26 protein-coding genes and 3 tRNA genes are annotated in these 23,938 nt (G+C 67.7%); 6 read left to right on the forward strand and 23 right to left on the reverse strand.

All coding sequences use genetic code 11. From position 1 onward, the window contains the following. Positions 1-48 precede the first annotated feature (48 nt). From K340_RS0106610 to K340_RS0106630, 5 genes are all read right to left on the reverse strand, one after another. Positions 49-1,092 carry a MerR family transcriptional regulator gene (locus K340_RS0106610; RefSeq protein WP_211229297.1) on the reverse strand — a complete coding sequence of 348 codons (1,044 nt, stop codon included), beginning with the start codon at positions 1,090-1,092 and terminating at the stop codon, positions 49-51. Further along, positions 1,079-1,672, reverse strand: coding sequence for a HEAT repeat domain-containing protein (locus K340_RS0106615; RefSeq protein ID WP_029136144.1), 594 nt, complete (start codon positions 1,670-1,672; stop codon positions 1,079-1,081). The genes K340_RS0106610 and K340_RS0106615 overlap by 14 nt, the downstream gene beginning before the upstream one ends. A 270-nt stretch (positions 1,673-1,942) precedes the next feature. Next, positions 1,943-5,857: a DNA-directed RNA polymerase subunit beta' gene (locus K340_RS0106620; protein WP_029136145.1), complete on the reverse strand. Its 3,915-nt coding sequence runs from the start codon at positions 5,855-5,857 to the stop codon at positions 1,943-1,945. Positions 5,858-5,967: 110 nt separating this feature from the next. Further along, entirely contained in the window at positions 5,968-9,420 is a 3,453-nt protein-coding gene (gene rpoB / locus K340_RS0106625; RefSeq protein WP_029136146.1) for a DNA-directed RNA polymerase subunit beta, read from the reverse strand. Positions 9,421-9,839: 419 nt separating this feature from the next. Next, on the reverse strand, positions 9,840-10,220 hold the full coding sequence (locus K340_RS0106630) for a VOC family protein (RefSeq protein WP_029136147.1): 381 nt from the start codon (positions 10,218-10,220) through the stop codon (positions 9,840-9,842). Positions 10,221-10,299: 79 nt separating this feature from the next. On the opposite strand from K340_RS0106630, the gene K340_RS0106635 reads away from it, so the two are divergent. Further along, positions 10,300-11,688 carry an FAD-binding oxidoreductase gene (locus K340_RS0106635; RefSeq protein ID WP_037363077.1) on the forward strand — a complete coding sequence of 463 codons (1,389 nt, stop codon included), beginning with the start codon at positions 10,300-10,302 and terminating at the stop codon, positions 11,686-11,688. A 66-nt stretch (positions 11,689-11,754) separates the two neighbouring features. Here K340_RS0106635 and K340_RS0106640 read toward each other — a convergent pair whose 3' ends face one another. The 15 genes from K340_RS0106640 to K340_RS0106710 all read right to left on the reverse strand — a co-directional run bounded on the left by K340_RS0106640 (position 11,755) and on the right by K340_RS0106710 (position 19,320). Then, positions 11,755-12,147, reverse strand: a complete 393-nt coding sequence (locus tag K340_RS0106640; protein ID WP_029136149.1) for a hypothetical protein — start codon at positions 12,145-12,147, stop codon at positions 11,755-11,757. 145 nt (positions 12,148-12,292) lie between these two features. Beyond that, entirely contained in the window at positions 12,293-12,685 is a 393-nt protein-coding gene (rplL, locus tag K340_RS0106645) for a 50S ribosomal protein L7/L12 (protein ID WP_029136150.1), read from the reverse strand. A gap of 103 nt (positions 12,686-12,788) precedes the next feature. Continuing rightward, positions 12,789-13,415, reverse strand: coding sequence for a 50S ribosomal protein L10 (rplJ, locus tag K340_RS0106650; RefSeq protein WP_029136151.1), 627 nt, complete (start codon positions 13,413-13,415; stop codon positions 12,789-12,791). Between the two features lie 463 nt (positions 13,416-13,878). Beyond that, complete coding sequence (gene rplA, locus K340_RS0106655) at positions 13,879-14,592, reverse strand: 50S ribosomal protein L1 (RefSeq protein WP_029136152.1); 714 nt, start codon at positions 14,590-14,592, stop codon at positions 13,879-13,881. Positions 14,593-14,698: 106 nt separating this feature from the next. Further along, complete coding sequence (rplK, locus tag K340_RS0106660; RefSeq protein WP_029136153.1) at positions 14,699-15,136, reverse strand: 50S ribosomal protein L11; 438 nt, start codon at positions 15,134-15,136, stop codon at positions 14,699-14,701. Positions 15,137-15,205: 69 nt separating this feature from the next. Beyond that, the gene (gene nusG, locus K340_RS0106665; protein WP_029136154.1) at positions 15,206-16,063 is read right to left on the reverse strand and encodes a transcription termination/antitermination protein NusG; all 858 of its coding nucleotides are present in this window, start codon (positions 16,061-16,063) and stop codon (positions 15,206-15,208) included. 88 nt (positions 16,064-16,151) lie between these two features. Beyond that, complete coding sequence (secE, locus tag K340_RS33965) at positions 16,152-16,715, reverse strand: preprotein translocase subunit SecE (RefSeq protein WP_029136155.1); 564 nt, start codon at positions 16,713-16,715, stop codon at positions 16,152-16,154. A 224-nt stretch (positions 16,716-16,939) separates the two neighbouring features. Then, positions 16,940-17,012 (reverse strand) — tRNA-Trp (locus tag K340_RS0106675). 204 nt (positions 17,013-17,216) lie between these two features. Continuing rightward, positions 17,217-17,639 carry a MaoC family dehydratase gene (locus K340_RS0106680; RefSeq protein WP_029136156.1) on the reverse strand — a complete coding sequence of 141 codons (423 nt, stop codon included), beginning with the start codon at positions 17,637-17,639 and terminating at the stop codon, positions 17,217-17,219. Beyond that, on the reverse strand, positions 17,639-18,085 hold the full coding sequence (locus K340_RS0106685; protein ID WP_029136157.1) for an FAS1-like dehydratase domain-containing protein: 447 nt from the start codon (positions 18,083-18,085) through the stop codon (positions 17,639-17,641). The genes K340_RS0106680 and K340_RS0106685 overlap by 1 nt, the downstream gene beginning before the upstream one ends. Positions 18,086-18,123: 38 nt before the next feature. Beyond that, on the reverse strand, positions 18,124-18,288 hold the full coding sequence (gene rpmG / locus K340_RS0106690) for a 50S ribosomal protein L33 (protein ID WP_029136158.1): 165 nt from the start codon (positions 18,286-18,288) through the stop codon (positions 18,124-18,126). Between the two features lie 83 nt (positions 18,289-18,371). Further along, positions 18,372-18,447: transfer RNA gene (locus K340_RS0106695), tRNA-Met, on the reverse strand. A gap of 101 nt (positions 18,448-18,548) precedes the next feature. Then, a tRNA-Thr gene (locus K340_RS0106700) sits at positions 18,549-18,621 on the reverse strand. 175 nt (positions 18,622-18,796) lie between these two features. Beyond that, a complete protein-coding gene (locus K340_RS27965) occupies positions 18,797-19,057 on the reverse strand; it encodes a type II toxin-antitoxin system Phd/YefM family antitoxin (RefSeq protein WP_154674110.1) in 261 nt (86 codons plus the stop codon). 5 nt (positions 19,058-19,062) lie between these two features. Beyond that, positions 19,063-19,320 carry a type II toxin-antitoxin system RelE family toxin gene (locus tag K340_RS0106710; RefSeq protein ID WP_029136159.1) on the reverse strand — a complete coding sequence of 86 codons (258 nt, stop codon included), beginning with the start codon at positions 19,318-19,320 and terminating at the stop codon, positions 19,063-19,065. A 340-nt stretch (positions 19,321-19,660) separates the two neighbouring features. On the opposite strand from K340_RS0106710, the gene K340_RS0106715 reads away from it, so the two are divergent. The 4 genes from K340_RS0106715 to K340_RS0106730 all read left to right on the forward strand — a co-directional run bounded on the left by K340_RS0106715 (position 19,661) and on the right by K340_RS0106730 (position 21,568). Next, positions 19,661-20,179, forward strand: a complete 519-nt coding sequence (locus tag K340_RS0106715; RefSeq protein WP_029136160.1) for a hypothetical protein — start codon at positions 19,661-19,663, stop codon at positions 20,177-20,179. A 41-nt stretch (positions 20,180-20,220) separates the two neighbouring features. Then, complete coding sequence (locus K340_RS33970; protein ID WP_161632064.1) at positions 20,221-20,616, forward strand: ImmA/IrrE family metallo-endopeptidase; 396 nt, start codon at positions 20,221-20,223, stop codon at positions 20,614-20,616. Beyond that, positions 20,613-21,080, forward strand: a complete 468-nt coding sequence (locus K340_RS0106725) for an ImmA/IrrE family metallo-endopeptidase (protein ID WP_029136161.1) — start codon at positions 20,613-20,615, stop codon at positions 21,078-21,080. The genes K340_RS33970 and K340_RS0106725 overlap by 4 nt, the downstream gene beginning before the upstream one ends. 149 nt (positions 21,081-21,229) lie before the next feature. Then, positions 21,230-21,568 carry a hypothetical protein gene (locus K340_RS0106730; RefSeq protein WP_154674111.1) on the forward strand — a complete coding sequence of 113 codons (339 nt, stop codon included), beginning with the start codon at positions 21,230-21,232 and terminating at the stop codon, positions 21,566-21,568. A gap of 64 nt (positions 21,569-21,632) precedes the next feature. On the opposite strand, the gene K340_RS36905 is transcribed toward K340_RS0106730, so the two are convergent. From K340_RS36905 to K340_RS0106745, 3 genes are read right to left on the reverse strand one after another with little or no spacing between them, the layout of a single operon-like run. Then, on the reverse strand, positions 21,633-21,854 hold the full coding sequence (locus tag K340_RS36905) for a hypothetical protein (RefSeq protein WP_029136163.1): 222 nt from the start codon (positions 21,852-21,854) through the stop codon (positions 21,633-21,635). A gap of 1 nt (position 21,855) precedes the next feature. Beyond that, positions 21,856-22,242: a hypothetical protein gene (locus K340_RS0106740; RefSeq protein WP_029136164.1), complete on the reverse strand. Its 387-nt coding sequence runs from the start codon at positions 22,240-22,242 to the stop codon at positions 21,856-21,858. Continuing rightward, positions 22,239-22,502, reverse strand: a complete 264-nt coding sequence (locus K340_RS0106745) for a hypothetical protein (RefSeq protein WP_154674112.1) — start codon at positions 22,500-22,502, stop codon at positions 22,239-22,241. The genes K340_RS0106740 and K340_RS0106745 overlap by 4 nt, the downstream gene beginning before the upstream one ends. An 878-nt stretch (positions 22,503-23,380) precedes the next feature. Between K340_RS0106745 and K340_RS37475 the strand changes: the two genes are divergently transcribed. Further along, positions 23,381-23,932 (forward strand): DnaB-like helicase N-terminal domain-containing protein, encoded by a 552-nt coding sequence (locus tag K340_RS37475; protein WP_084614119.1) that lies wholly within the window; start codon positions 23,381-23,383, stop codon positions 23,930-23,932. The last annotated feature ends 6 nt before the right edge of the window (positions 23,933-23,938 follow it).

The raw sequence follows: 23,938 nt of genomic DNA on the forward strand, positions 1-23,938 counted from the left end.
CCGACGGGCGTCGGTACCGACCAAGGTCGGTACCCGGCGTCGCAGTGGTTACCGGCCGGTCCGCGATCGGCGCAGCAGATAGACGGCGGTCAAGGCGACCCGGGGCTCGGGATCGCCGGCCAGCGTGGTGAGTAGCTCACGCGTCGCGACCGTCGGCAACTCCCCCAGCGCCTGGGCCAGTCGGCCGCGGGCGGCGCCGGTGGCCCCGACGCGGTGCAATCGCTCGGCGATCTCCGCCACGATGCGATCGGCGACTCCGGGTCCGGCGGCCAGCACACCGAGGGCCTCGGCCGCCGCCACATCGTCGACCCCATCGGCGACCAGCCCGATCAGTGCCGCGCGGGCCGCATCGATGCCCTTGGACCCGACCGCGACCGCGGCTCGCCCGCGGACCGCCGGATCGGGATGCTCCAGCGCCCTGGTCAGCACCTCGAGCGCGGCGGCGGTGTCGAGTTCGGCGATCGCGGTGACCGCCCGCCGCCGGGTCTCCCCGTCCGGGGCGTCAAGCGCGGCGGCCAACAACGGCAGCGGGTCTCCGGCCGATCGCGCCAATGCCCACCGCAGCGCGCCGGCGACATTCGGGTCGTCCTCGCCGAGCACCGCGTCGACCCATTCCCGCACCGGGAGCCCCTCGGGGCCGGCCGGGGTCAACGCCACCCGCTGGCGCCGCTGCGGATCCGCCGAATCCAGGCCGCGCAGCAGCGCGATGATCCGTAGCACCTCGGTCCAGTCCGCCGGCCCGCCGGCCCGCACCCGGTGCAGCCGGTGCAGCAACTCCTGTTCCTGCCGGATGCGGGCCCGGGTACCGACCACCAACTGGTCGACGACCTCCGCCGGCCCCGGGTCGCCCTCGTCCAGCGCCCGCTTCACCTCGGTGAGCCGCAGGCCCAACGAGCGGAGCGACTCGATGTGCAGCAGTCGCTGCAGGTCCGCCGGCGAGTAACGGCGGTAGTCACCCGCGGAGCGCTCGGCCGGCGCCAGCAGACCGATCGCGTCGTAGTGCCGCAGCATCCGGGCACTGATGCCGGTCCGCCGCGACACCTCACCGATCAGCATCGTCGCACCGGTCGGCACCGTCTCATTGGTCGACACTGTCGAACCCCGACTCCGGATCGCGCCACAGCCGCTCGGTGGCGACGGCATGACGCCGGACCGCGAGGTCCGGATCGGCCAGGCGCGCACGCAGGACCGGCCAGATGGCCTCACCGAGTGCGACCATCGCCCGACTCAGGCTCCGCTGCACGTCACGCCCGCCGCGACCGAGCTGGGCACCCAGCCGGGCGGCCAACTCCGACCGCTGCTCGATCGGGACGAGCACCACCGCTGCCCGCCAGGCGGCCGTGGCCACCTCGTCGTCCGGATCCTGCAACACCTCCGGGCTGATGGCCGACCAGCCGCGCGGGTCGGCGATCTTCGACAGGGTGTGCAGGGCCTGGCTGCGCGCCTGCGCCGCATCGGACCGGGCCAGCTCGAGCAGAGGCGGCACTGTGCACTCGGCCGGATACCGGGTCAGGGCCCAGGTCAGCGTGTCCCGCACGAAGAAATCCGGCTCGACGGCACAGCGCCGCAACAACGGCTCCAGATGCCGGTCGTCCTGGCCGACGCCGGCGGCCATCGCGGTGCGCAACCGGACCGACGAAGAAGGGTGTTGCAGGTCGCCGATGGACGTCATCGGACATCACCTCCGCGACCAGTCCAGGCCTTGACATCATGTCAAGGTCAAGCCTTGAGCGACATCCGGCCGGCCGTGCGCGGATCGACTTCGGCGTCAGACCCGACAAACCGGACCAACCTGCCGAAGTTGATCCTCGCCGCAGAAGTTGATCCTCGCGGAAAGGGGCGGACAGTCGAAGGGGCCGGTCCCTGACGGAACCGGCCCCTTCGTCAACCTCCCGGAGGGTACTTCGACCCCCCGTGGGTGATGCTCTGCGTCAACGATACCTCAGCGGTAGTCGCGACCCATGTCGTAATCGTCCAACGGCACTGCCGCACCGGTGTTGGCGCTGAAATCGCCGGTGTAGTAGGTGTCGTCGAACGCCGGCAGGGCGTACGCAGCGGCCCTAGCCTCTTCGGTGGGGTTGACCGCGATGTCGCGGTACCGGGCAATGCCGGTACCGGCCGGGATCAGCTTGCCGATGATCACGTTCTCCTTGAGGCCGACCAACTTGTCGCTCTTGGCGTTGATCGCCGCATCGGTGAGCACCCGGGTGGTCTCCTGGAAGGAGGCCGCCGAGAGCCACGAGTCGGTGGCCAGCGACGCCTTGGTGATGCCCATCAGCACCGGACGGCCGGCGGCCGCCTCGCCACCTTCGGCCATCGCCGCACGGTTCACGTTCTCGAACTCACCGCGTTCGATCACCGCGCCCGGCAGGAACTCGGTCGAGCCGGAATCGATGACGGTCACCCGACGCAGCATCTGCCGGACGATCACCTCGATGTGCTTGTCGTGGATCGACACACCCTGCGCGCGGTACACGTTCTGCACCTCGCGCACCAGGTGGATCTGCACCTGACGAGCACCCATCACCCGCAGCACCTCGTGCGGATCGGCGTTGCCCTCCAGCAACTGCTGGCCGACCTCGACGTGGTCGCCGTCGGTGAGCAGCCGCTCGCTGCCATCGACCGCGATGGTCGCCAGCCGCTGGGTCTTCGGCAGCTTCTCGTAGACGACCTCTTCGCTGCCGTCGTCCGGCACGATGGTGATCTTGAGGAACTTGTCGCTGTCGTCGATCTGCACCCGGCCGGCGGCGTCGGCGATCGGCGCCCGACCCTTCGGAACCCGGGCCTCGAACAGCTCCTGGACACGCGGCAGACCCTGGGTGATGTCGGAGGAACCCGACGCCGCACCGGTGTGGAAGGTCCGCATGGTCAGCTGCGTCCCGGGCTCACCGATCGACTGGGCGGCGACGATGCCGACGGCCTCGCCGACGTCCACCAGGTTGCCGGTGGCCAGCGACCGTCCGTAACAGACGGCGCAGGTACCGATGGCCGCCTCACAGGTGAGCACGGAGCGCACCTTGACGCTGCGCAGCCCGGCCTCCAGCAGCGGAGCGATGTGCTCGTCCCGCAGGTCGGTACCGGCCGCCAGCAGCACCTTGCCCTTGCCGTCGGTGACGTCCACCGCGAGGATCCGGGCCTCGATCGAGGTCTCGGCGTGCTCGTGCGGGTGCACACTGCCGTCGGCGTAGATGTCGGCGATCGGCAGCTCGAGGCCGCGCTCGGTGCCGCAGTCGTTCTCCCGGACGATCACGTCCTGGCTGACGTCGACCAGCCGCCGGGTCAGGTAGCCGGACTCCGCCGTCCGCAGCGCGGTGTCGGCCAGGCCCTTGCGCGCCGAGTGGGTGTTGATGAAGTACTCCAACACCGACAGGCCCTCACGGAAGCTGGACCGGATCGGCCGCGGGATCTGCTCGCCGCGCGAGTTGGCCACCACGCCCTTCATCCCGGCCAGCGACCGCACCTGGATCCAGTTACCGGCAGCGCCGGCCGCGACCAGCACGTAGACCGGATTGTCCTTCGGGTACGCCCCGGGAATGGCCGCCTCGATCTCCTTGGTGGCGTTCTCCCAGATCCGGACCAGGTCGTTGTTCCGCTCGGCGTGGCTCAGGTTGCCTCGCTGGTACGACTTCTCGACCTTGGCCGCCTCCGCCTCGTGCGAGGCGAGGATGGCTTCCTTCTCCTTCGGGATGACGACGTCGTGGATGGCGACCGTCATGCCCGAACGGGTGGCCCAGTAGAAACCGGCCTCCTTGAGCTTGTCCAGCGTCTGCGCGACCAGCGACATCGGGTAGCGCTCGGCCATATCGTTGACGATCGCGGCCTGCCGCTTCTTCGGCATCTCCTCGTTGATGAACGGGTAGTCCGCCGGGAGCAGCTCGTTGAACAGCACCCGACCCAGGGTGGTGTCGGCCAGCCACGGCTGCCCGGCCTCCCAGTCGTCGGCCAGCTCCGCATCGGGGCCGGGAACGACGCCCGTCAGCCGCACCTTGATCGGCGCCCGCAGGTCGATCAGTCCGGCGTCGCGGGCCATGATGGCCTCCGACGAGGACGAGAAGACCTGCCCGGCGCCGGTGCCCTCCGGCTTCAGCCCGCACAGGTAGTACAGGCCGGTCACCAGGTCGAGCGAGGGCATGGCCAGCGGCTTGCCGGAGGCCGGCGACAGGATGTTGTTGCTGGACAGCATCAGGATCCGAGCCTCGGACTGCGCCTCGGACGACAGCGGCAGGTGGACAGCCATCTGGTCGCCGTCGAAGTCGGCGTTGAACGCGGCGCAGACCAGCGGGTGCAGCTGGATGGCCTTGCCCTCGACGAGCTGCGGCTCGAAAGCCTGGATACCCAACCGGTGCAGGGTGGGTGCCCGGTTGAGCATCACCGGGTGCTGCCCGATAACCTCCTCCAGCACGTCCCACACCTGCGGGCGCTGACGCTCAACCATCCGCTTGGCGGACTTGATGTTCTGTGCGTGGTTCAGGTCGACCAGCCGCTTCATCACGAACGGCTTGAACAGCTCGAGCGCCATCAGCTTGGGCAGGCCGCACTGATGCAGCTTGAGCTGCGGCCCGACCACGATGACGCTGCGGCCGGAGTAGTCGACGCGCTTGCCGAGCAGGTTCTGCCGGAACCGGCCCTGCTTGCCCTTGAGCAGATCGGACAGCGACTTCAGCGGGCGGTTGCCCGGTCCGGTCACCGGCCGGCCGCGGCGGCCGTTGTCGAACAGCGCGTCGACGGCCTCCTGCAGCATCCGCTTCTCGTTGTTGACGATGATCTCGGGCGCGCCGAGGTCCATCAGCCGCTTCAGCCGGTTGTTCCGGTTGATCACCCGGCGGTACAGATCGTTCAGGTCGGAGGTGGCGAACCGGCCGCCGTCCAACTGCACCATCGGCCGCAGCTCCGGCGGGATCACCGGAACGCAGTCGAGCACCATGCCCAGCGGCGAGTTCTGCGTCTGCTGGAACGCGGCAACGACCTTGAGCCGCTTGATCGCGCGCAGCTTCTTCTGGCCCTTGCCGTTCTTGATGGTGTCGCGCAGCGACTCCACCTCGGCGTCGATGTCGAAGTCGGAGATGATCTTCTTCAGCGCCTCGGCGCCCATGCCACCGGTGAAGTAGTCGCCGAAGCGATCCTCCAGCTCGCGGTACAGCAGCTCGTCGACGATCAGGTCGCCGACCTTGAGCTTCTTGAAGGTGTCCAGCACCTCGTCCAGACGATCCAGCTTGCGCTGGGCACCGTCGCGGATCTGCCGCTGCTCGCGCTCGCCGCCGTCGCGCACCTTGCGGCGCACGTCCGACTTGGCACCCTCGGCCTCCAGCTCGGTGAGGTCGTTCTCGAGCTTCTTGGCGCGCGCGTCCAGGTCGGCGTCGCGGGAGTTCTCGATGTTCTTGCGCTCGACACCCAGCTCGGCCTCGATGGTCGGCAGGTCGGTGTGCCGCTGCTCGTCATCGATGGTGGTGATCAGGTAGGCGGCGAAGTAGATGATCTTCTCGAGATCCTTCGGCGCCAGGTCGAGCAGGTAGCCAAGGCGCGACGGGACGCCCTTGAAGTACCAGATGTGGGTGACAGGGGCGGCCAGCTCGATGTGCCCCATCCGCTCGCGGCGCACCTTGGCGCGAGTGACCTCGACGCCACAGCGCTCACAGATGATGCCCTTGAACCGAACCCGCTTGTACTTGCCGCAGGCGCATTCCCAGTCGCGGGTCGGGCCGAAGATCTTCTCGCAGAAGAGCCCGTCCTTCTCCGGCTTGAGGGTGCGGTAGTTGATCGTCTCGGGCTTCTTGACCTCACCGTGCGACCAGGCGCGGATGTCGTCCGCGGTCGCGAGGCCGATGCGCAACTCGTCGAAGAAGTTGACGTCGAGCACTTGTGTTAATCCCTTGTTCGAAAACGGTGTCCTGGAACGGTTTTCGTCATCCCAGGACGGGGGTGACGGACCCCGTGCCCGACCAGGAGGCCGGGCACGGGACGTCGGAGTTAGTTGACCAGGTCGTCGACGGAGGCGGACTCGTTGCGGGACAGGTTGATCCCGAGGTTGGCCGCTGCGCGTTCGAGGTCGTCGTCGTCGGTGTCACGCATCTCGATGGTGACGCCGTCGCTGGAGAGCACCTCCACGTTCAGGCACAGCGCCTGGAGCTCCTTGAGGAGCACCTTGAACGACTCCGGGATACCCGGCTCGGGGATGTTCTCGCCCTTGACGATGGCCTCGTACACCTTGACCCGACCGACGATGTCGTCGGACTTGATGGTCAACAGTTCCTGCAGCGTGTAGGCGGCGCCGTAGGCCTGCATGGCCCAGCACTCCATCTCGCCGAACCGCTGGCCACCGAACTGCGCCTTACCGCCCAGCGGCTGCTGGGTGATCATCGAGTACGGGCCGGTGGAGCGGGCGTGGATCTTGTCGTCCACCAGGTGAGCCAGCTTCAGGATGTACATGTAGCCGACCGCGACCGGGTACGGGAACGGCTCGCCGGAGCGGCCGTCGTACAAGGTCGCCTTCCCGTCGGTGTCGACCAGCCGGTCGCCATCGCGGGTCGGGGTGGTCGAGCCGAGCAGGCCCTCGATCTCGTCCTCGGAGGCGCCGTCGAACACCGGGGTGGCGGTGCGGGTGAACGGCTCGGCGCTGCGCGCCTCGATGTTCTCCGCCCAGTCGGGGTTGCCCTCGATCTGCCAGCCCTGCGCCGCGACCCACCCGAGGTGGGTCTCCAGGATCTGGCCGACGTTCATCCGTCGCGGCACGCCGTGCGGGTTCAGGATGATGTCGACCGGGGTGCCGTCCGGCAGGAAGGGCATGTCCTCGGCCGGCAGGATCTTGCCGATGACGCCCTTGTTGCCGTGCCGGCCGGCGAGCTTGTCGCCGTCCTGGATCTTCCGCTTCTGGGCCACGTACACCCGGACCAGCTCGTTGACACCGGCGTTGAGCTCGGCATCGTCCTCGTCGCGGGTGAACACCCGGACGCCGATCACCTTGCCGGTCTCGCCGTGCGGCACCTTGAGTGAGGTGTCGCGGACCTCGCGGGCCTTCTCACCGAAGATCGCGCGCAGCAGCCGCTCTTCCGGGGTCAGCTCGGTCTCGCCCTTGGGCGTGACCTTGCCGACCAGGATGTCGCCGTCCTGGACCTCGGCGCCGATCCGGATGATCCCGCGCTCGTCGAGATCCGCCAGGACCTCCTCGGAGACGTTCGGGATGTCCCGGGTGATCTCCTCCGGCCCCAGCTTCGTGTCGCGGGCGTCGATCTCGTGCTCCTCGATGTGGATCGAGGTGAGAACGTCGTCCTGCACGATGCGCTGGGACAGGATGATGGCGTCTTCGTAGTTGTGCCCCTCCCAGGGCATGAAGGCGACCAGCAGGTTCTTGCCGAGGGCCATCTCGCCGCCCTCGGTGCACGGACCGTCGGCGATCACCTGGCCGGCCTCGACCCGGTCGCCCTCGGAGACGATCGGCTTCTGGTTGATCGAGGTGCCCTGGTTGCTGCGGACGAACTTGTGCAGCCGGTAGGTCTTGTGCTGCCCGTCGTCGGTCATCACCGAGACGAAATCGGCGGTGACCTCCTCGACAACTCCCGACGCGTCGGCAACGACGACGTCGCCGGCGTCGACCGCGGCCCGCAGTTCCATCCCGGTGCCGACCAGCGGCGACTCGCTGCGCAGCAACGGAACGGACTGACGCTGCATATTGGCGCCCATCAGCGCCCGGTTGGCCTCGTCGTGCTCAAGGAACGGAATCATCGCGGTGGCGACGGAGACCGTCTGGCGCGGCGAGACGTCCATGTAGTCGACCGCGGCCGGCTCGACCTGGTCGACCTCGCCGCCCTTGCGCCGGACCAGGACCTGCGACTCGGCCAGCCGGTCCTTGCCGTCCAGCTTGACGTTGGCCTGGGCGATGACGAAGCGATCTTCCTCGTCCGCCGTCAGGTAGTCGATCTGGTCGGTGGCGACGCCGTCGGTGACCTTGCGGTACGGGGTTTCGATGAACCCGAACGGGTTCACCCGCGCGAAGGTCGCCAGCGAGCCGATCAGGCCGATGTTCGGGCCCTCGGGCGTCTCGATCGGACACATCCGGCCGTAGTGGCTGGAGTGCACGTCGCGGACCTCGAGCGATGCCCGGTCACGGGACAGACCGCCCGGCCCGAGCGCCGACATCCGGCGCTTGTGGGTCAGGCCGGCCAGCGGGTTGACCTGGTCCATGAACTGGGACAGCTGGCTGGTGCCGAAGAACTCGCGGATCGAGGCGACCACCGGGCGGATGTTGATCAGGGTCTGCGGCGTGATCGCCTCGACGTCCTGGGTCGTCATCCGCTCGCGGACCACCCGCTCCATCCGGGACAGACCGACCCGGACCTGGTTCTGGATGAGCTCGCCGACGGTACGCAGCCGACGGTTGCCGAAGTGGTCGATGTCGTCGACCTCGACCGGCAGGTCCTGGCCACGGACGGTCCAGCTGGTCTGGCCGTCGTGCAGCCGCAGTAGGTACTCGACGACGGCGACCAGGTCGCCCTCGGTCAGCACGCCGACGCTGGTCGGCTCGTTGACGCCGAGCTTCTTGTTCAGCTTGTACCGGCCGACCTTGGCCAGGTCGTACCGCTTGTCCTTGAAGAACAGGTTCTGCAGCAGGTTCTCCGCGGACTCACGGGTCGGCGGCTCGCCCGGGCGCAGCTTGCGGTAGATGTCCAGCAGCGCCTCGTCCTGCCCGGCGATGTGGTCCTTCTCCAGGGTCGACAGCAGCACCTCGGACCAGGCGAACTTCTCCCGGATCCTGGCCTCGTCCCAGCCCAGCGCCTTCAGCAGCACGGTGACCGGCTGCCGGCGCTTGCGGTCGATCCGCACGCCGATGGTGTCGCGCTTGTCGATGTCGAACTCGAGCCAGGCACCGCGGGACGGGATCACCTTGACGGAGAAGACGTCCTTGCCGGCGGCCTTGTCCAGGCTGCGCTCGAAGTACACACCCGGGGACCGGACCAACTGGCTGACGACGACCCGCTCGGTGCCGTTGATGATGAACGTGCCCTTGCTCGTCATCATCGGGAAGTCACCCATGAAGACGGTCTGGGACTTGATCTCGCCGGTCTCGGCGTTCATGAACTCGGCGGTGACGAACAGCGGCGCCGAGTAGGTCATGTCCTTCTCGCGGCAATCCGCTTCGGTCGCCTTGACGTCGTCGAACCACGGATCGGCGAACGAGAGGGACAGGTTTCCGGAGAAATCCTCGATCGGGGAGATCTCGGTGAGGATCTCGTCCAGACCGGACGGGATCGGCTCCTCCTGACGGTCGCGCCAACCCTGGGCACCGATCAACCAGTCGAACGACTCGGTTTGCAGTGCCAACAGGTTCGGAACCTCGAGCGGTTCGCGAAGCTTGGCGAACGAAACCCGCTTGGTGGCGCCTGTGGGGGTGCGGGTGGTGGACTGGGCTGACGTGCTGACTGCCAAGATGCGTCCTTCCGAGGACCGGTACTGCCGGGTGTGCCTGCCGGGTGTTCACTGTCGCGTTCGCTGCAAATCCTTGTTTCCCCAGGTCAGCGGGCCTGCGTCCGGCGCGCCGTTGCAGGCACGGCGACATGGGCGACGACACGACTGGAGGTTGGGGGCGGAAGGAAGGCAGCGCAACCATGAAGCCTACCCGCAAAAGGGCGCACTTGTCCAGACGTGCCCTCAGCGGCGAGCGCACGTCGCGGTGGTTTCACTCACACCGGGCGGTACTGCTCGCGAGAACGAGGGACGCGGCCCGCTATATGGCCGACGTCGTGGGTCCAATGCTGGACCGGGAAGGGCGGAGTGTCAAGCACCGTTCGGCGTGTGTGGACCGGGAGGCGAACCCGATCGACACGGCGCCGAGGCCGGCCATCCGGCTACTGGTGGGTGACCACCTCCACGTTGTGCCCGTCCAGGTCGCGCAGGAACACGGCGTAGTAACCGGGGTGGTACTCCGGCCATTCCCGCGGCTCGTGCAGCACCTCGACGCCGGCGGCCACCGCGGCCGCGTGCACCGCATCCACCTCATCCCGCGAGCCGGCCGCGAAGGCGAGGTGGTCCTCCCTCGCCGGGCCGCCGCCGACGTTCGGACTGAGCCAGAACCCGGGCTCGCCGTCGGACCCGGCCAGCCCGACCACCGGACCGTCGTCGGTCGGGAACCGCATCGCCTCGACGACGCCGATGGGCGCGAGGACGCCGGTGTAGAAGCGCACGGCCGCGTCGACGTCAGCGGCCTGAATCCCTACGTGATCGAACATGCCCAGATCGTCGCACGAGCCACCGACAACCGCCCGGGTCGGCGGCTCGGCCGGTGCCGACCCTAGTAACGTCGAACGTATGACCGCGGCACCGCAGCCGGCCAGGGAGTCGGCGCTGCAGGAATTGATCGACGAGCTGCCGGCCGGCACCGTCGCCGATCATCCCGCCACCCTGCAGAACTACCGCCAGGACTGGGCGCACGACCCGGACGCCGGCACCCCGCTCGCGGTGGTCAGGGCGAACAGCGCGAGCGACGTGCAGGCGACCGTCCGCTGGGCGGCCAGGCATCGAATTCCGATCGTCCCGCGCGGCGCCGGCACCGGCCTGTCCGGCGGTTTCACCGCCGTCGACGGCGGCATCGTGCTGAGCATGGAGAAGATGACGGACATCGTCATCGACACCGCCACCCGCACTGCCGTCGTCGAACCGGGGGCGATCAACGCCGAGGTGAAGCGCGCCGCCGCCGCCCACGGACTGTGGTATCCGCCGGACCCGTCGAGTTTCGAGATGTGTTCCATCGGCGGCAATCTGGCCACCAACGCCGGCGGCCTGTGTTGCGTGAAGTACGGCGTCACCACCGACTACGTGCTCGGGATGGATGTGGTGCTGGCCGACGGCACCCTGGTTTCCCTTGGCGGGCAACGGATCAAGGACACCGCCGGGCTGTCGCTGGTCAAGCTGTTCGTCGGCAGTGAGGGCCTGCTCGGCATCATCACGAAGGCAATCCTGCGGTTGCTGCCGGCTCAGCCGCCGGCCGCCACCTTCGTGGCCAGCTTTCCGGATGTCGAGTCGGCGGCGAATGCGGTGGTGGCCATCGGCGCGACCCAGCGGCCGTCGATGATGGAGCTGATGGACAACTACTCCATCAACGCCTGCGAGGACCTGTTCCAGGCCGGGCTGGACCGGGAGGCCGGTGCCCTGCTGATCGGCCAGTCGGATGCCCCGGGCGCGGCCCGCCGGTTGGAGATCGAGGAGATGCAGCGGGCGTGTGACCTGGCCGGCGCCAAGGAAAGCTTCTGTACCGACGACCCGGCCGAGGGCGAGATGTTCCTGCACGCGCGGCGGCAGGCCTTCCAGGCCCTGGAGAAGCGCGGCACCCTGCTGTTCGAGGACGTCGGGGTGCCGATCCCCCAGCTGCCCGCGCTGATCGTCGGCATCGAAGGCATCTCCGCGGCTCACGGCGTCGAGATCGCGGTGGTCGCGCACGCCGGCGACGGCAACACCCATCCGCTGGTGGTCCACGACGGCGGCGACCCGGAATCGGTGCGCCGGGCCCGGCTGGCCTTCGATGAGGTGATGGCCCTGGCGCTGTCACTGGGCGGCACGATCACCGGCGAACACGGTGTCGGCCGGTTGAAGAAGGGGGCACTCCCCGATCAGCTCGGGCCGGACGTGCTCGCGCTGACCCAGCGGATCAAGGATGCGCTGGATCCGGACGGCATCCTCAACCCCGGCGCGGTCCTCTGACCGCTTCGGGGCTTGCGTCCCGGAACGCCGTCACCACGCAGCGGCCCGCTGACCCGGGGCCGGCGCTCAGGCCGCCCTGGCGTTGCGGACGCGCTCGCCCACCCAGCTGTCGGCCACCGCGACCCCGCCGCCGACCAGCAGCGCCTTGAAGGTCTTCGGCAGCGGCAGCAACGCCGCCGCGTGCGCGACCAGCGTCTGGATACCGACCCAGCTGGCCGTGCCGACGGCCACGTTGCCGTAGCTGCGCAGCTGGTCCGGCACGTCTTCGCTGCCGGTGAAGGACATCAGCGTGTAGTGCTCGGGCTTGGCCTGCGGGTCGAGCGCGAACGAACCCAGGTAGCCGGCGGCGACCACGCCGGTGCGGACGACGCGGCTGAACCGGCCGCGTCCCGGCACCAGCATCGCGGCGGTGACGGCCGATCCCCTGACCATCGACGGCGTACTGACCTTGACATCCATCCGCTGCGCTCCCCTCGCCTTCGTTGCTCGTTCCCCAAGGGTATCCGGGTACGCCGAAGGGGCGGGCTCCGTGGTGGAGCCCGCCCCTTCGGGCGGTGCAGAAATCCGGGTGACGATTCCCGGCGAACCGGGCGTCAGATCCGAATTACTTGACGGTGGCCGTCGCGCCGGCCTCTTCCAGCTTCGCCTTGGCGGCCTCGGCGGCCTCCTTGGGAGCCTTCTCCAGGATGGCCTTCGGCGCACCGTCGACCAGGTCCTTGGCTTCCTTCAGGCCCAGGCCCGAAACAATCTCGCGGACCGCCTTGATGACCTGGACCTTCTTCTCGCCGGCAGCCTCGAGGACGACATCGAACTCGTCCTGCTCCTCGGCCGCCTCGGGGGCAGCTCCGGGGCCGGCCGGGCCGGCAATAACCTGCGGGGCCGCTGCGGCGGCGGTGACGCCGAAGGTCTCCTCGAACTGCTTGACGAACTCGCTCAGCTCGATGAGGGTGAGCTCCTTGAACGCGTCGAGCAACTCGTCAGTGGTCAGCTTCGCCATGATGGGCGTTCCTTTCTCGTACTACTTGTCCCGCTGATACACGGGGCAGGTCTTGGGTGATGGATGAACCGGTCTGATCTGCGACCGGATGGTGCCGGTCGGATCAGGCGGTCTCGGTCTCGGTCTCGGCAGCGTCCGCTGCGTCGTCCGTGACCTCGGTGTCGGCCTGCGCCGTGTCGGCCTCGGGGGCTTCGGCGGCAACGGCCACCGGAGCCTCGTCGGCCCGCTTCTCCTGCAGGGCAGCCGCCAGGCGGGCGACCTGCGAGGGAAGCTGGTTGAACATGACGGCAGCCTGGGACAGGCTGGCCTTCATCGCGCCGGCCAGCTTGGCCAGCAATACCTCGCGCGACTCAAGGTCGGCGAGCTTGGTGACCTCGAGGGTGTTCAGGACCTTGCCGTCCATCACCCCGCCCTTGATCACCAGCAGAGCGTTCGCCTTGGCGAAGTCCCGCAGGGCCTTCGCCGCGTTCACCGGTTCCCCGGTGACGAACGCGATCGCGGTCGGGCCGTTGAACAGTTCGTCCAGGCCCTCCACCCCGGCCTCCGCCGCTGCGCGGCGGACCAGGGTGTTCTTGGCGACGGTGTAGGCGACCTCGCTGCCCAGATCACGACGGAGCTGGGTGAGCTGGGACATCTTCAGGCCGCGGTACTCGGTCACGACGGCAGCGGACGAGTTGCGGAACTGGTCCGCGATCTCGGCGACTGTGGCGACCTTCGCTGCTGTGGCCATCGGCGCCTCCTTCCTTGTAGCGAATCAACAGTGGTGACAACGGTTCTCACCGCCGGCAGTTCTGCCGGCTGATGATTGTCGTTGCCGGCCACCGGTTCTCGCCGGAAGGAGTTCGACCCCGGGAATGACGAACGCCCCATGCGCAGGCGCACGGGGCGTGAAGTGCTCACCGGACCGGAATTACCCGGCACCTGGCGGCAACTGCTACCTCGTCCTCCTGCGTGGGCCGCCCGGAACTTCCGGGACCTTCACTTGCCGTGCCGGTGGAACCGGCGCAGGCAAGAGCCGACGGTCTGCGGTGGATCACTGCTCACGATACCGGGGTGTCGCCGCTACCGCCAAATCGCGCGGCGGCCGGCACCGTCAGAACGCACTCATCGCAACCGATACGCGCCGACGCCCCGATGCACAGGGCATCGGGGCGTCGGATGACGGCGGCGCGATCACCACCGTCGACGGCGGATCAGGCCTCCGGCTGGGCCAGCAGGTTCCGGGTGATCGACGGATCGACCAGGATGCCGGGGCCCATGGTGGTGCTGATGGCGATCTTCTTGATGTAGCGGCCCTTGGCGGCGGCGGGCTTGGCCCGCAGCACCTCGTCGAGCACGGCGGCGTAGTTCTCCACCAGCTTGTCGACGTCGAAGGACGCCTTGCCGATCACCATGTGCAGGTTGGCGGCCTTGTCGACGCGGAAGTTGATCTTGCCGCCCTTAATGTCCGACACGGCCTTGGCGACGTCTGCGGTCACCGTTCCGGTCTTCGGGTTCGGCATCAGGCCGCGCGGCCCCAGAACCCGCGCGATCCGGCCGACCTTGGCCATCTGGTCCGGCGTGGCGATGGCGGCGTCGAACTCCAGCCAGCCACCCTGGATCTTCTCGATCAGGTCGTCGCTGCCGACCACGTCGGCGCCGGCGGCCTCGGCCTCGGCGGCCTTGTCGCCGACGGCGAAGACGATCACCTTGGCGGTCTTGCCGGTGCCGTTGGGCAGGTTGACGGTGCCCCGCACCATCTGGTCCGCCTTACGGGGATCGACGCCGAGCACCATGGCCACCTCGACGGTCCCGTCCATCTTGGTGGTGGACGTCTTCTTGGCCAGCTCCGCTGCCTGCAGCGGGGTGTACAGATTTTCGCGGTCGACGAGTTCCGCCGCCGCGCGATAGGCCTTGCTGCGCTTCATGACTGCTCCTTGTTGCTGAGTGGAGTTCGTGGTTGCGGGTCGCGCTCGACCCTCCCACCGACAATCCGCGGGTGCGGACCGCCGTACTACTGACGGGCTACTTGGTTCAGGCGCCCTTGACGGTGATGCCCATCGAGCGGGCGGTGCCGGCGATGATCTTCGTCGCCGCATCCACGTCGTTGGCGTTCAGGTCGACCTTCTTCAGCTCGGCGATCTCGCGCACCTGGTCCATGGTCACGCTGGCGACCTTGGTGGTGTGCGGGGTGCCGGAGCCCTTTTCGACACCGGCGGCCTTGAGCAGCAGTTTCGCGGCCGGCGGGGTCTTCAGCTTGAAGTCGAACGAACGATCTTCGTACACGGAGATCTCGACCGGGACCACGTCACCGCGCTGCGACTCGGTCGCGGCGTTGTAGGCCTTGCAGAACTCCATGATGTTGACGCCGTGCTGGCCGAGCGCCGGGCCGACCGGCGGAGCCGGGTTGGCCGCGCCGGCCTTGATCTGCAGCTTGATGATCGCTGCGAGCTTCTTCTTCTTCGGGGGCATGACTTTCTCTCTTGCGTTATCCGGGGGCTGGGGATGGAGCGCGTCTGGCGGTTACCAGGCGACGACGGGTCAGATCTTCTCGACCTGGGTGAAGGACAGCTCGACGGGTGTCTCGCGACCGAAGATCGAGACCAGCACCTTGAGCTTCTGGGTGTGCGCGTCGACCTCGTTGATGGTCGCCGGCAACGTGGCGAACGGGCCGTCCATGACGGTGACCGATTCGCCGACCGAGTAGTCCACCTCGGTCCGGACCGGCTCGCCGGTCTTCGCGGCCGCCTGGGTCGACTTCTTCGGCGCGGCCGGGGCCAGGATCTTGATGACCTCGTCGACGCTCAACGGCGACGGGCGCTGGGCGGTGGCACCGACGAAGCCGGTGACGCCCGGGGTGTTGCGGACCGCGCTCCAGGAGGCGTCCGTCAGTTCCATCCGGACCAGGATGTAGCCCGGGTAGACCTTGCGCTGGACGATCTTGGGCTGGCCGTTCTTGATCTCGGTGACCTCTTCGGTCGGCACCTCGATCTGGAAGATGAAGTCCTCCATGTCCAGCGAACGGATCCGGGTCTCGAGGTTGGCCTTGACCTTGTTCTCGTAACCGGCGTAGCTGTGCACCACGTACCAGTGGCCGTCCGCTGCCTTCAGGCTCTCCCGCAGTTCGGCGACCGGATCGGCCACCTCCTCGGGCGCGGCCTTGTCATCGGCGGTGGATTCGTCCGCAGCGGGTTCGCCGTCGGCGGCTGCGTCGTCGGCTGCGCTGCCGTCGGCTGCGGTGTCGTCAGCCACGCCGTCGCCAGGAGCGCTGTCGGCGGCCTCCGCAGCTTCGGCGGCCTGCTCGTCGGTGAGTGCGGCGCCGGTGAACTCGACGCCGGGATCGGCGTCGAGCAACTCGGAACCGAGCTCACTGCTCTCGGTGTGGTCGGGGCTCGACACGGTTATCTCACTTCCTCGTTCGGTGATGGCGCTGCGTTTCTGGTGGTCGGTGGTGTGGTGATCCGGCCCTGACCGTCGGCCGGGTCGGTCAACCGAAGATCGACAGCACTCCCTGGGCGAACAGCGCGTCCAGGCCGTAGACCAGCGCCACCATGAACACCACGAACACGATCACCACGATGCTGTAGGTGATCATCTGCTTCCGAGCCGGCCAGATGACCTTCTTCAGCTCCGCGACGACTTCCCGCAGGAACCGCAGCAAACGCTGGAACAGATTGCCGCGGGTGTCCCTGTTGTCGTCCCGACCGGCTGTCGCCCGGCCCTTCTTCTCGGTGATGCCGGCCTTCACCGCCGCCGATCGGCGGGCCGCGGCGCGAGCCGAGCCGGCGGCGACACCGGCGCCGACCAGTTCCGTGCCGGAGTCGGCTTCGTCGCTGTCGTCGGCCTCGTCGTCGTTGTCGTCAGCCACGGTGTCGTTCTCGACCTCGCCACTGTCGACGTCGGCGTCGTCCGCGTCACCCGAGAGTTCGGCGGATCCGGCGCCGGTTGCGTCGCCGTCATCCGTTTCCGGGGTGGACGAAGCGTCGGCTCCGGCTTGGGTGTCGTCCCCGACTTCCCATGCCTCTTCGGTGCCGTCGTGATCGTTGCTCACGAGGGCTCCCCGCTCGTCCCTCGCGGGCTGCCCTCGTTCAGCGCCGATGGTTCGCTCGCAAGCTCGCTCACGCCTACCTCGTCCTCACCGTTCTGGCTGTCCGCTACGAACAGCCTGCCTGACCGGAACCGACCCACCTGAGTGCGTCGGACCGGAGCCGTCCTGCCGGACGGCACCCGGCCTGAGCCGGGCCCGGGTGCCCGGTCGACCCGGATCCCGCGGAGCAGGGGCGACAGGACTTGAACCTGCAACCTGCGGTTTTGGAGACCGCTGCTCTGCCAGTTGAGCTACGCCCCTCTGTACTGCATCGACAACTGCCGTTGCCCTGGCACTCGCGCACCGGCACGCTGCAACACGTGGCCGTTTCACGAGACCGGGATGCGCCCCAGCTCCGCTACCGAACGCAGATCGCACTCGGCGGGCAGGCTTCAGCACACCCCAGACGGTCAAGTGTAGGCCACCACCCCGCCGCCGGACCAATCGCCGATCCGGTCGCGGGACTCACGGCAACCGGATGACGGCGCGGGACTTGCCGAGCACGGTCTTGCCGGCGAAGGTCGCGGTGATGTCGATCCGAGCGGTCCTGGCCTGCTCGTCGATCGCACCGATCTTTGCGGTGATCCCGACCTCGGCACCGTCGGGGTCGGCGACCACGACCGGCCGGGTGAACCGGACGCCGTACTCGGCCAGCGGACCGGGATCGCCGAGCCAGTCGGTGACGATCCGACCGGCGACGGCCATGGTGAGCATGCCGTGGGCGATGACGTCCGGCAGCCCGACGTCGGCGGCCACCCGCGGGTTCCAATGGATCGGGTTGAAGTCGCCGGAGGCGCCGGCGTAACGGACCAGCCGGCCACGGTCCAGGTGCACCGTCAGCGGGGGCAGTTCATCACCGACCGCCACCGAGGTCAGGTCCGCGGTCATCAGCCGGCCGCCCGGGAGACGAGCATGCCGTAGCCGGTGACCACGTGCGCGCCGGTCGCGTCGACGATCTCGGAGCGCAGGGTGATCATGTCGTTGCCGGCCATGTTCTTGATCGAGTCGATGACGATGGTGCAGCTCAACTCATCGCCGGCGACGATCGGCCGGCTGTAGACGAAGCGCTGGTCGCCGTGCACCACCCGGGAGAAGTCCAGCCCGAGTGCCGGGTCGAACAGCACTGCCTCCTGGGCGCCGTTGATCACGGCGAACGCGAAGGTCGGCGGGGCCAGCAGGTCCGGGTAGCCGGCGGCGCGGGCAACGGCCCGGTCGTGGAACAGCGGATTGTCGTCGCCGATCGCGGCAGCGAACTCGCGGACCTTCTCGACGCCGACCAGGTACGCCTCGCCCAGTGGGTACTCACGTCCGGCGAAGGACGGATCCATCGGCATGCGGCCGGGGCCTGGTCAGCGAGTCTTGGCTGGTCGCGTCAGCGGGTCTCTTTGTGCACCCGGTGGGTGCCGCAGTTCGGGCAGAACTTCTTGATCTCGAGGCGATCGGGATCGTTGCGGCGGTTCTTGCGGGTGATGTAGTTGCGGTGCTTGCACTCTTCGCAAGCCATGGTGATCTTCGGACGAACGTCGGTGGCGGCCACGGTGTGGAGCCTCTTTCTCGAACAGGGGTGACGGGCGCTCTCGCACCAGCACCCGCGGGGCGGGGACCGCCCTGCGGGCGGCGTGGTAGCGGTGGCCGGACTTGAACCGGCGACACAGCGATTATGAGCCGCTTGCTCTACCGACTGAGCTACACCGCCATGCGATCGGCCCCGGAGGTACCGGTGCCGGTCAGAACAACGACCGCACGGCTCCAGATCTTCCCAGTTCCAGATCACGGTGCCTGCGGCCGGTCGCTCCGAGCCCCTTTACGGAATCGAACCGTAGACCTTCTCCTTACCATGGAGACGCTCTGCCGACTGAGCTAAAGGGGCGTGCTGAGACTGCGAACCTCGCGGTCCGCTGCTGTGCAACGTCGACAACGATACAGCACAGCACGGGCGTCACTAAATCGCCAGGTGAGCGGACTGACTCCGGCGCCGGACCCTGGCCGTGCCTTCGACCCACCGACGATCCGGCCGCCATCCCAGCCGCCGATGTTCAGTCGGGTCAGGACGCCGCGGGGTGGGGCGTCAACCCCAGGCTGGCGAAGAACTCCTCGGCATCGACCACGGGCTCGTCGACGGTCTGGTAGACCGACAGCGAGTCCTCGGCGTCTTCCAGTCGCTCCAGCAACTCCTCGTAGCGCCTGCTGGACAACAGCACTGCGACGGGGCGCCCGTGGCGGGTCAGGACGACATCCTCGGTGTCGGCCTGCTCGACCAGGGCCGCCATCCGTGGCTTCGCTTCGCTGATCGGGATCAGCTTCATCTCGTTCACCTCCGGTATACCTCTCTGCGGTGTCCGACCTTTGTCACCGTGACGGTGACGATGTCGTCCCGGATCGTGTAGATGATCCGGTAGTTGCCGACGCGGAGCCGGTAGGCGTCCGCACCGGACATCTTGATCGCGCCGTGCGGGCGGGGATCGTCGGCCAGGCCACGGATGGCATCGCTGATCCTGCGCGCCTGTGGGCGTTGAAGCGCAGCGATCGTCTTCGCGGCGCTGGCCCTGATTTCCACCCTGTAGGCCATACCCACAATAGTACCTTAATTAGGGCCTAAACTCAGGACCAAGGCCCCGCTGGTGCTCGCGGTGCCCGCTGTGTGCCCGAAATAGACCAGCGGGCCCGCTCCGAAGAGCGAACCCGCTGGTCACCGCACAGTGGCAGGTGAGGGATTTGAACCCCCGTAGGCAATGCCGGCTGATTTACAGACAGATCAACCGCAGTCCCGGCCGTCCCCCCCAATGCCTGCCAGTACCGAATATGCAGGTCAGGACCCGCCCGCAGATAGGCCGGCTCCCTGCCCGTCCCCAGTAGTCCCCAGCAGTCTGCACACACCAGTGCACACACAACCGAAGGGAAGCGACACCATGTCCACCACCACCATCCACCCGACGATCCTCACGCCCGAAACGGCCGGCACCATCTGGCAGCTCGGCGCCCAGGCCGGCTGGGACGCCGGAGTGCGAGCCAAGGGCAATCTCCCGAAGCGCAGCACGGAGGGCGACGGCCAGGTCATCGACATCAGTGGCCTGTTCGCCGCGGCTGACGAGGCCGACGATGTACTCCGGGCACTGTCTGGCGATCCGAGCCGACGTTCCCGCGAAGGCGACCAACTGCGTGTACACGTCGCCGATGCCCAGTGTCCGATCCGGTGGTGCGAAACCCACGATGGCGACGACGACGGCTTCCTGCACGTCGGCGGCACCAGCCCGCTCGGAGTGCAGATCTCAGCGCTCGAGCAGGACGGCGAGATCGCCCCGGCCAAGATCTACGTGCCGACCCTTGAGCGCGAGGACGTGACGGCCGAGGATGCCGCGGCCTTCGCCGCCGAGCTTCTCAACGCCGTGGCGACGATCAGCGCTATGGACGCAGAGGCAGAGCGATGACACTCACCTTGGTTGTCGCACCCTCGGCGCATGATCGGAACATGCCGAGCGCGGACGAGTTCGACCCGTGGTTGTGGGCCGAGGCCCGAGGGATCGCCGTCCTATTCGCCGACCTGCCGCCGGAGCGCTTCGGGGAGTGGCACCCGGACAGGCGAACTATCTACCTGTCCACCGGGTTGTCTCAGGTGCAGGAGTGGTCGACGCTCACGCACGAGTGCGGGCATGTCGCCCTCGGCCACGTCGGATCCAAGGACCAGCAGGAAGTGGACGCGAACCGGTGGGCGGCCGAGAGGCTGATCGACCCAGTGATGCACGACGCCGCAACCACCCTGTGGGGCAACGATTTGTGCCGCATCGCTGACGAGCTCGGTGTGATGATGTGGGTGGTGAATTCGTGGCGTTGCCTGCTGCGGGATCGCGTCGGGGCCGAGTCATGAGGCAACCGGCTCCGAAGCAGCCGCCGTTGGAGTGGACGCCGCGGCTGATCGAACGCTGGGACTGGCTACTCACCTGGGCTGAAGCACGGGCGATCGTGGCCGAGCCGGCCGAGATGCCGGACGGGGTGCTCGGATCTTGGTCGCCTACCCGGCGGGTGATCCGGCTGGACGACAGTATGCCCCCGGTTCAGCGGGTGTCGGCACTGGCCCACCAGTGCGCGCATGCCGCGCTCGGCCACCAGGTGATCGGCGAGGCCGATGAGCAGGCGGCCGATGTGCTGGCCGCGTGGACCCTGGTCGATCCGCTGGAGTTGGCGAAGGTGGAGCGTCGCCTTGCGCCGGCACGCATCACCGCGGGCCGGGTCGCGGCCGAGCTCGAGGTGACCACAGAGATTGCCGAGGCTGCGTTGCGGCGATCTAGCATTCGGGCAGGTCGTCGGGGTCATTCACCGGTGAGGGGCTGATCGAAGTGAGCACACCGAACGGACCGTCTCAGCAGGACTGGCAGCCGCAGGGATGGCAGCAGCAGCAGCCACAGTTCACGATGCCGCCGCCGATACCTCCTCATCTACGCATGCAGCCGCCGGCGAGGCGCACCCCGGTTGGTGCGATCGTGTCCCTGCTTGGAGCGATCGGGATCATCGTCGGGACACTGCTGCCGTGGATCTCCGCCGGGTTCATGTCCTATACCCCGCCGCTGTTCTCGTCTGACGCCGGACTGTTCTTCGTCCTCGGTGTCATCGTCGCTGTCGTCGCTCTGGTTTGGCTGCTCGGCAACGCCGGCGGGCTCCGCTGGTTGTGCGTCGCGCTCGGGCTACTGGGCCTCGCACTGGCGATCTTCGAGATGGTGCGCCTGACGTCAACCGCCCCGGAGATGGTGAGTCTTGGGGTCGGGCTGATCCTCTGCGCCGTCGGTGGAGCGGTCGCGGCGGTCGGTGGTGCGATCCGCTGATAGTTCCCGGAATGATGACGAAGCGCCCCCGGCTGATGTCCGGGGGCGCTTCGCGTTCGCGGAGTCAGAGAACGGAGCCCGGGTTGCCGCGCTGGAAGTAGCCGGCCGAGTTGATCAGCCCAACCCGCTCGTCCAGTTCCTTCTGCGCGGCCCCCCGCGATGCGTTCAGCGCCCTCATTGACGAGTACCACCGCGCATCATCGGCGACCGCTTCGGCCTCGGCATTCCGTGCCCGGCGTGCGGCGTCGTCCAAGCTATCCATGTACTGCTCGTGGGTCATCACCATGTCAGCGCCCCAATCCGATCGATGCCGCAGCGGCCCTTGTGTCTGCGTCGGTGAACCCGAAGTCCATGACCGGCGCCGGGCCGAGCCCGACGGTCGCGGCAGCGGCCACCATGTCGGCCTGACTGAACTGGGTAGCCGGGGGAAGCAGGGATCCGAGCCCGATGGCTGCGGCCGCGGCCTGCACGTCCTCATCGGTGAGACCCCCGGCCGAGAACTGGGAGATGGGCTCGATGGGAATTGCGACGAGTTGGTCCAGCAGGATCGTGGTGGACTTCTCGTCGGCGGCCATCAACTCCCGGAACCGGGACACGGAAGTCGGGTGGATCTTGCCGGCACTCAACGCCTGGCCGACGATCCGGTCCCGGCGGGTCTGATCGGTGTCGCTCATTTTGTCACTCCGTTGGACTGGTCGTACACACTGACGGGATTTGCCCAGGACACTTCCTGGATCATGGACATCGCCTCTTCGTCGCTCTCAGCGAAGTCGAATTTGCAGTTCGTGAATGAGACCCGGCAACCCTTGCGGATTCGCGGCACCACGTGAAAGTGCGTGTACCGGACCAGGCTGTCATCTTCCGGGATGACGTAACCCTCTTCGTAGATGTGCGTCATTGCTGGTGTTGGTGCCGGGATTACTTCCGTGTTCATGAGTCTTCTCCTAGTTGTCCGCCAGTGTTGCCTTTGTGCGCCCCCGGGAGTGGATCCGTGGGGCCTCTTCCGGGGGCACCTCTCCATTCTTCCATCGGGCACGGGCATTCAGGTGGCAACTCGCAACGCTATGTGGGCGAGGTCGGCGCGACACGCGCGGAGCGGCAGGCAATTTCCGGCGAGTCACCCGGGAGCGCGTTTGTGTAGTCCCCATAAGTCAAGTGTGCCAACGTGTTCGAACCTGTCCGATCAGTTTATGAACGTGAATGGTCGTATATGAACGTGTTTCTAGGTCTGACAAATGCGAGCAAGCGGGTGGTTGCTGCGGCCCGTGAACCCTCCCACCGAGATCGCACGAAACGTGGTCAAGTCACCTACAGACCCCGGATGTGCAAGGGAGCACACCGGCGGGCGCTGTGAAATCGACCAAGACACCCAGCACCCGCCGGCCGGGGCCCCTCCACAGGAAAGGCCATAGCCATCATGCCCCGCTCACCCATCCCTGAACAGACACGGCGCCTAGTCTCGCTCGCCGAGGCGACGAGCTACGCCGGAGTCACAGGAGAGACACTCCGTCATTGGATCGCATCCGGAATCATCCCGGGCTACCGACTCGGGCCGAAGCTACTTCGCGTTGACCTCAACGAACTGGACGCCGCTCTCTGCCCGCTGCAGACCGTCGAAGGCAAGTCCGTTGCGTAACGCCGGGAGATTGCCTCTGACGGAGGCTGCAGCTCTAATCGGCGTGTCCCACTGGACGCTCCGTCGCCGGATCGCTGACGGATCCCTGCCGAGCCACCGTGACCACAGGGGCATGCTCGTCGTTGACCCTGCTGATCTCGACCGTCTACTGACGCCGTTCGTGGGCGGTGACGGCAATGACGCTGCCTGAAAAGCGAAGAGCCGCAGCGGGCGAGGCTGCGGCACTCCGAGGCGATCTCCTGGCGGGCGACCAATTCGATTCTACGTCAGGTGCCGCCGAAGCTGCGGTTGTCGGCGCCGTCGTGTTCGCCGCGACTGAGATCCAAGACCTGGTGCTCAAGCTGGTCACTGACACCGACTTCGCCGAGCCCCGCAGTCGGTTCGTCATCGGCGTGGTCCGCCAGATGCGCGCCGAGGGGCTGCCGGTCGATGCATTGACCGTGATTGGGTACGTCGCCCGGCATGCCCGGCTCGAGGCCGGCAAGCCGCGGGTCGCTCTGGCTACCTGGCTGCACGAAACGATCGACGCTGCGCCGGTTCCGGCATCTGCCGCATATTACGCCGGGATGGTGGTCGAGGCTGCCGCCCGTCGCCGGGCTGTGGAAGCCGCCCAGCGCATCGCAGCCGCTGCCGAGGGTGGCCCGCTGGCTGATCTGCAGACGATCGTCAGCGACGAACTGGCCGCGGTCACCGCCGCTGTTGCTCGGGTGGGTGGTCAGCATGTCTGAACTGAT

It is taken from the genome of Nakamurella lactea DSM 19367, from assembly GCF_000426645.1.
Lineage (GTDB): Bacteria > Actinomycetota > Actinomycetes > Mycobacteriales > Nakamurellaceae > Nakamurella > Nakamurella lactea.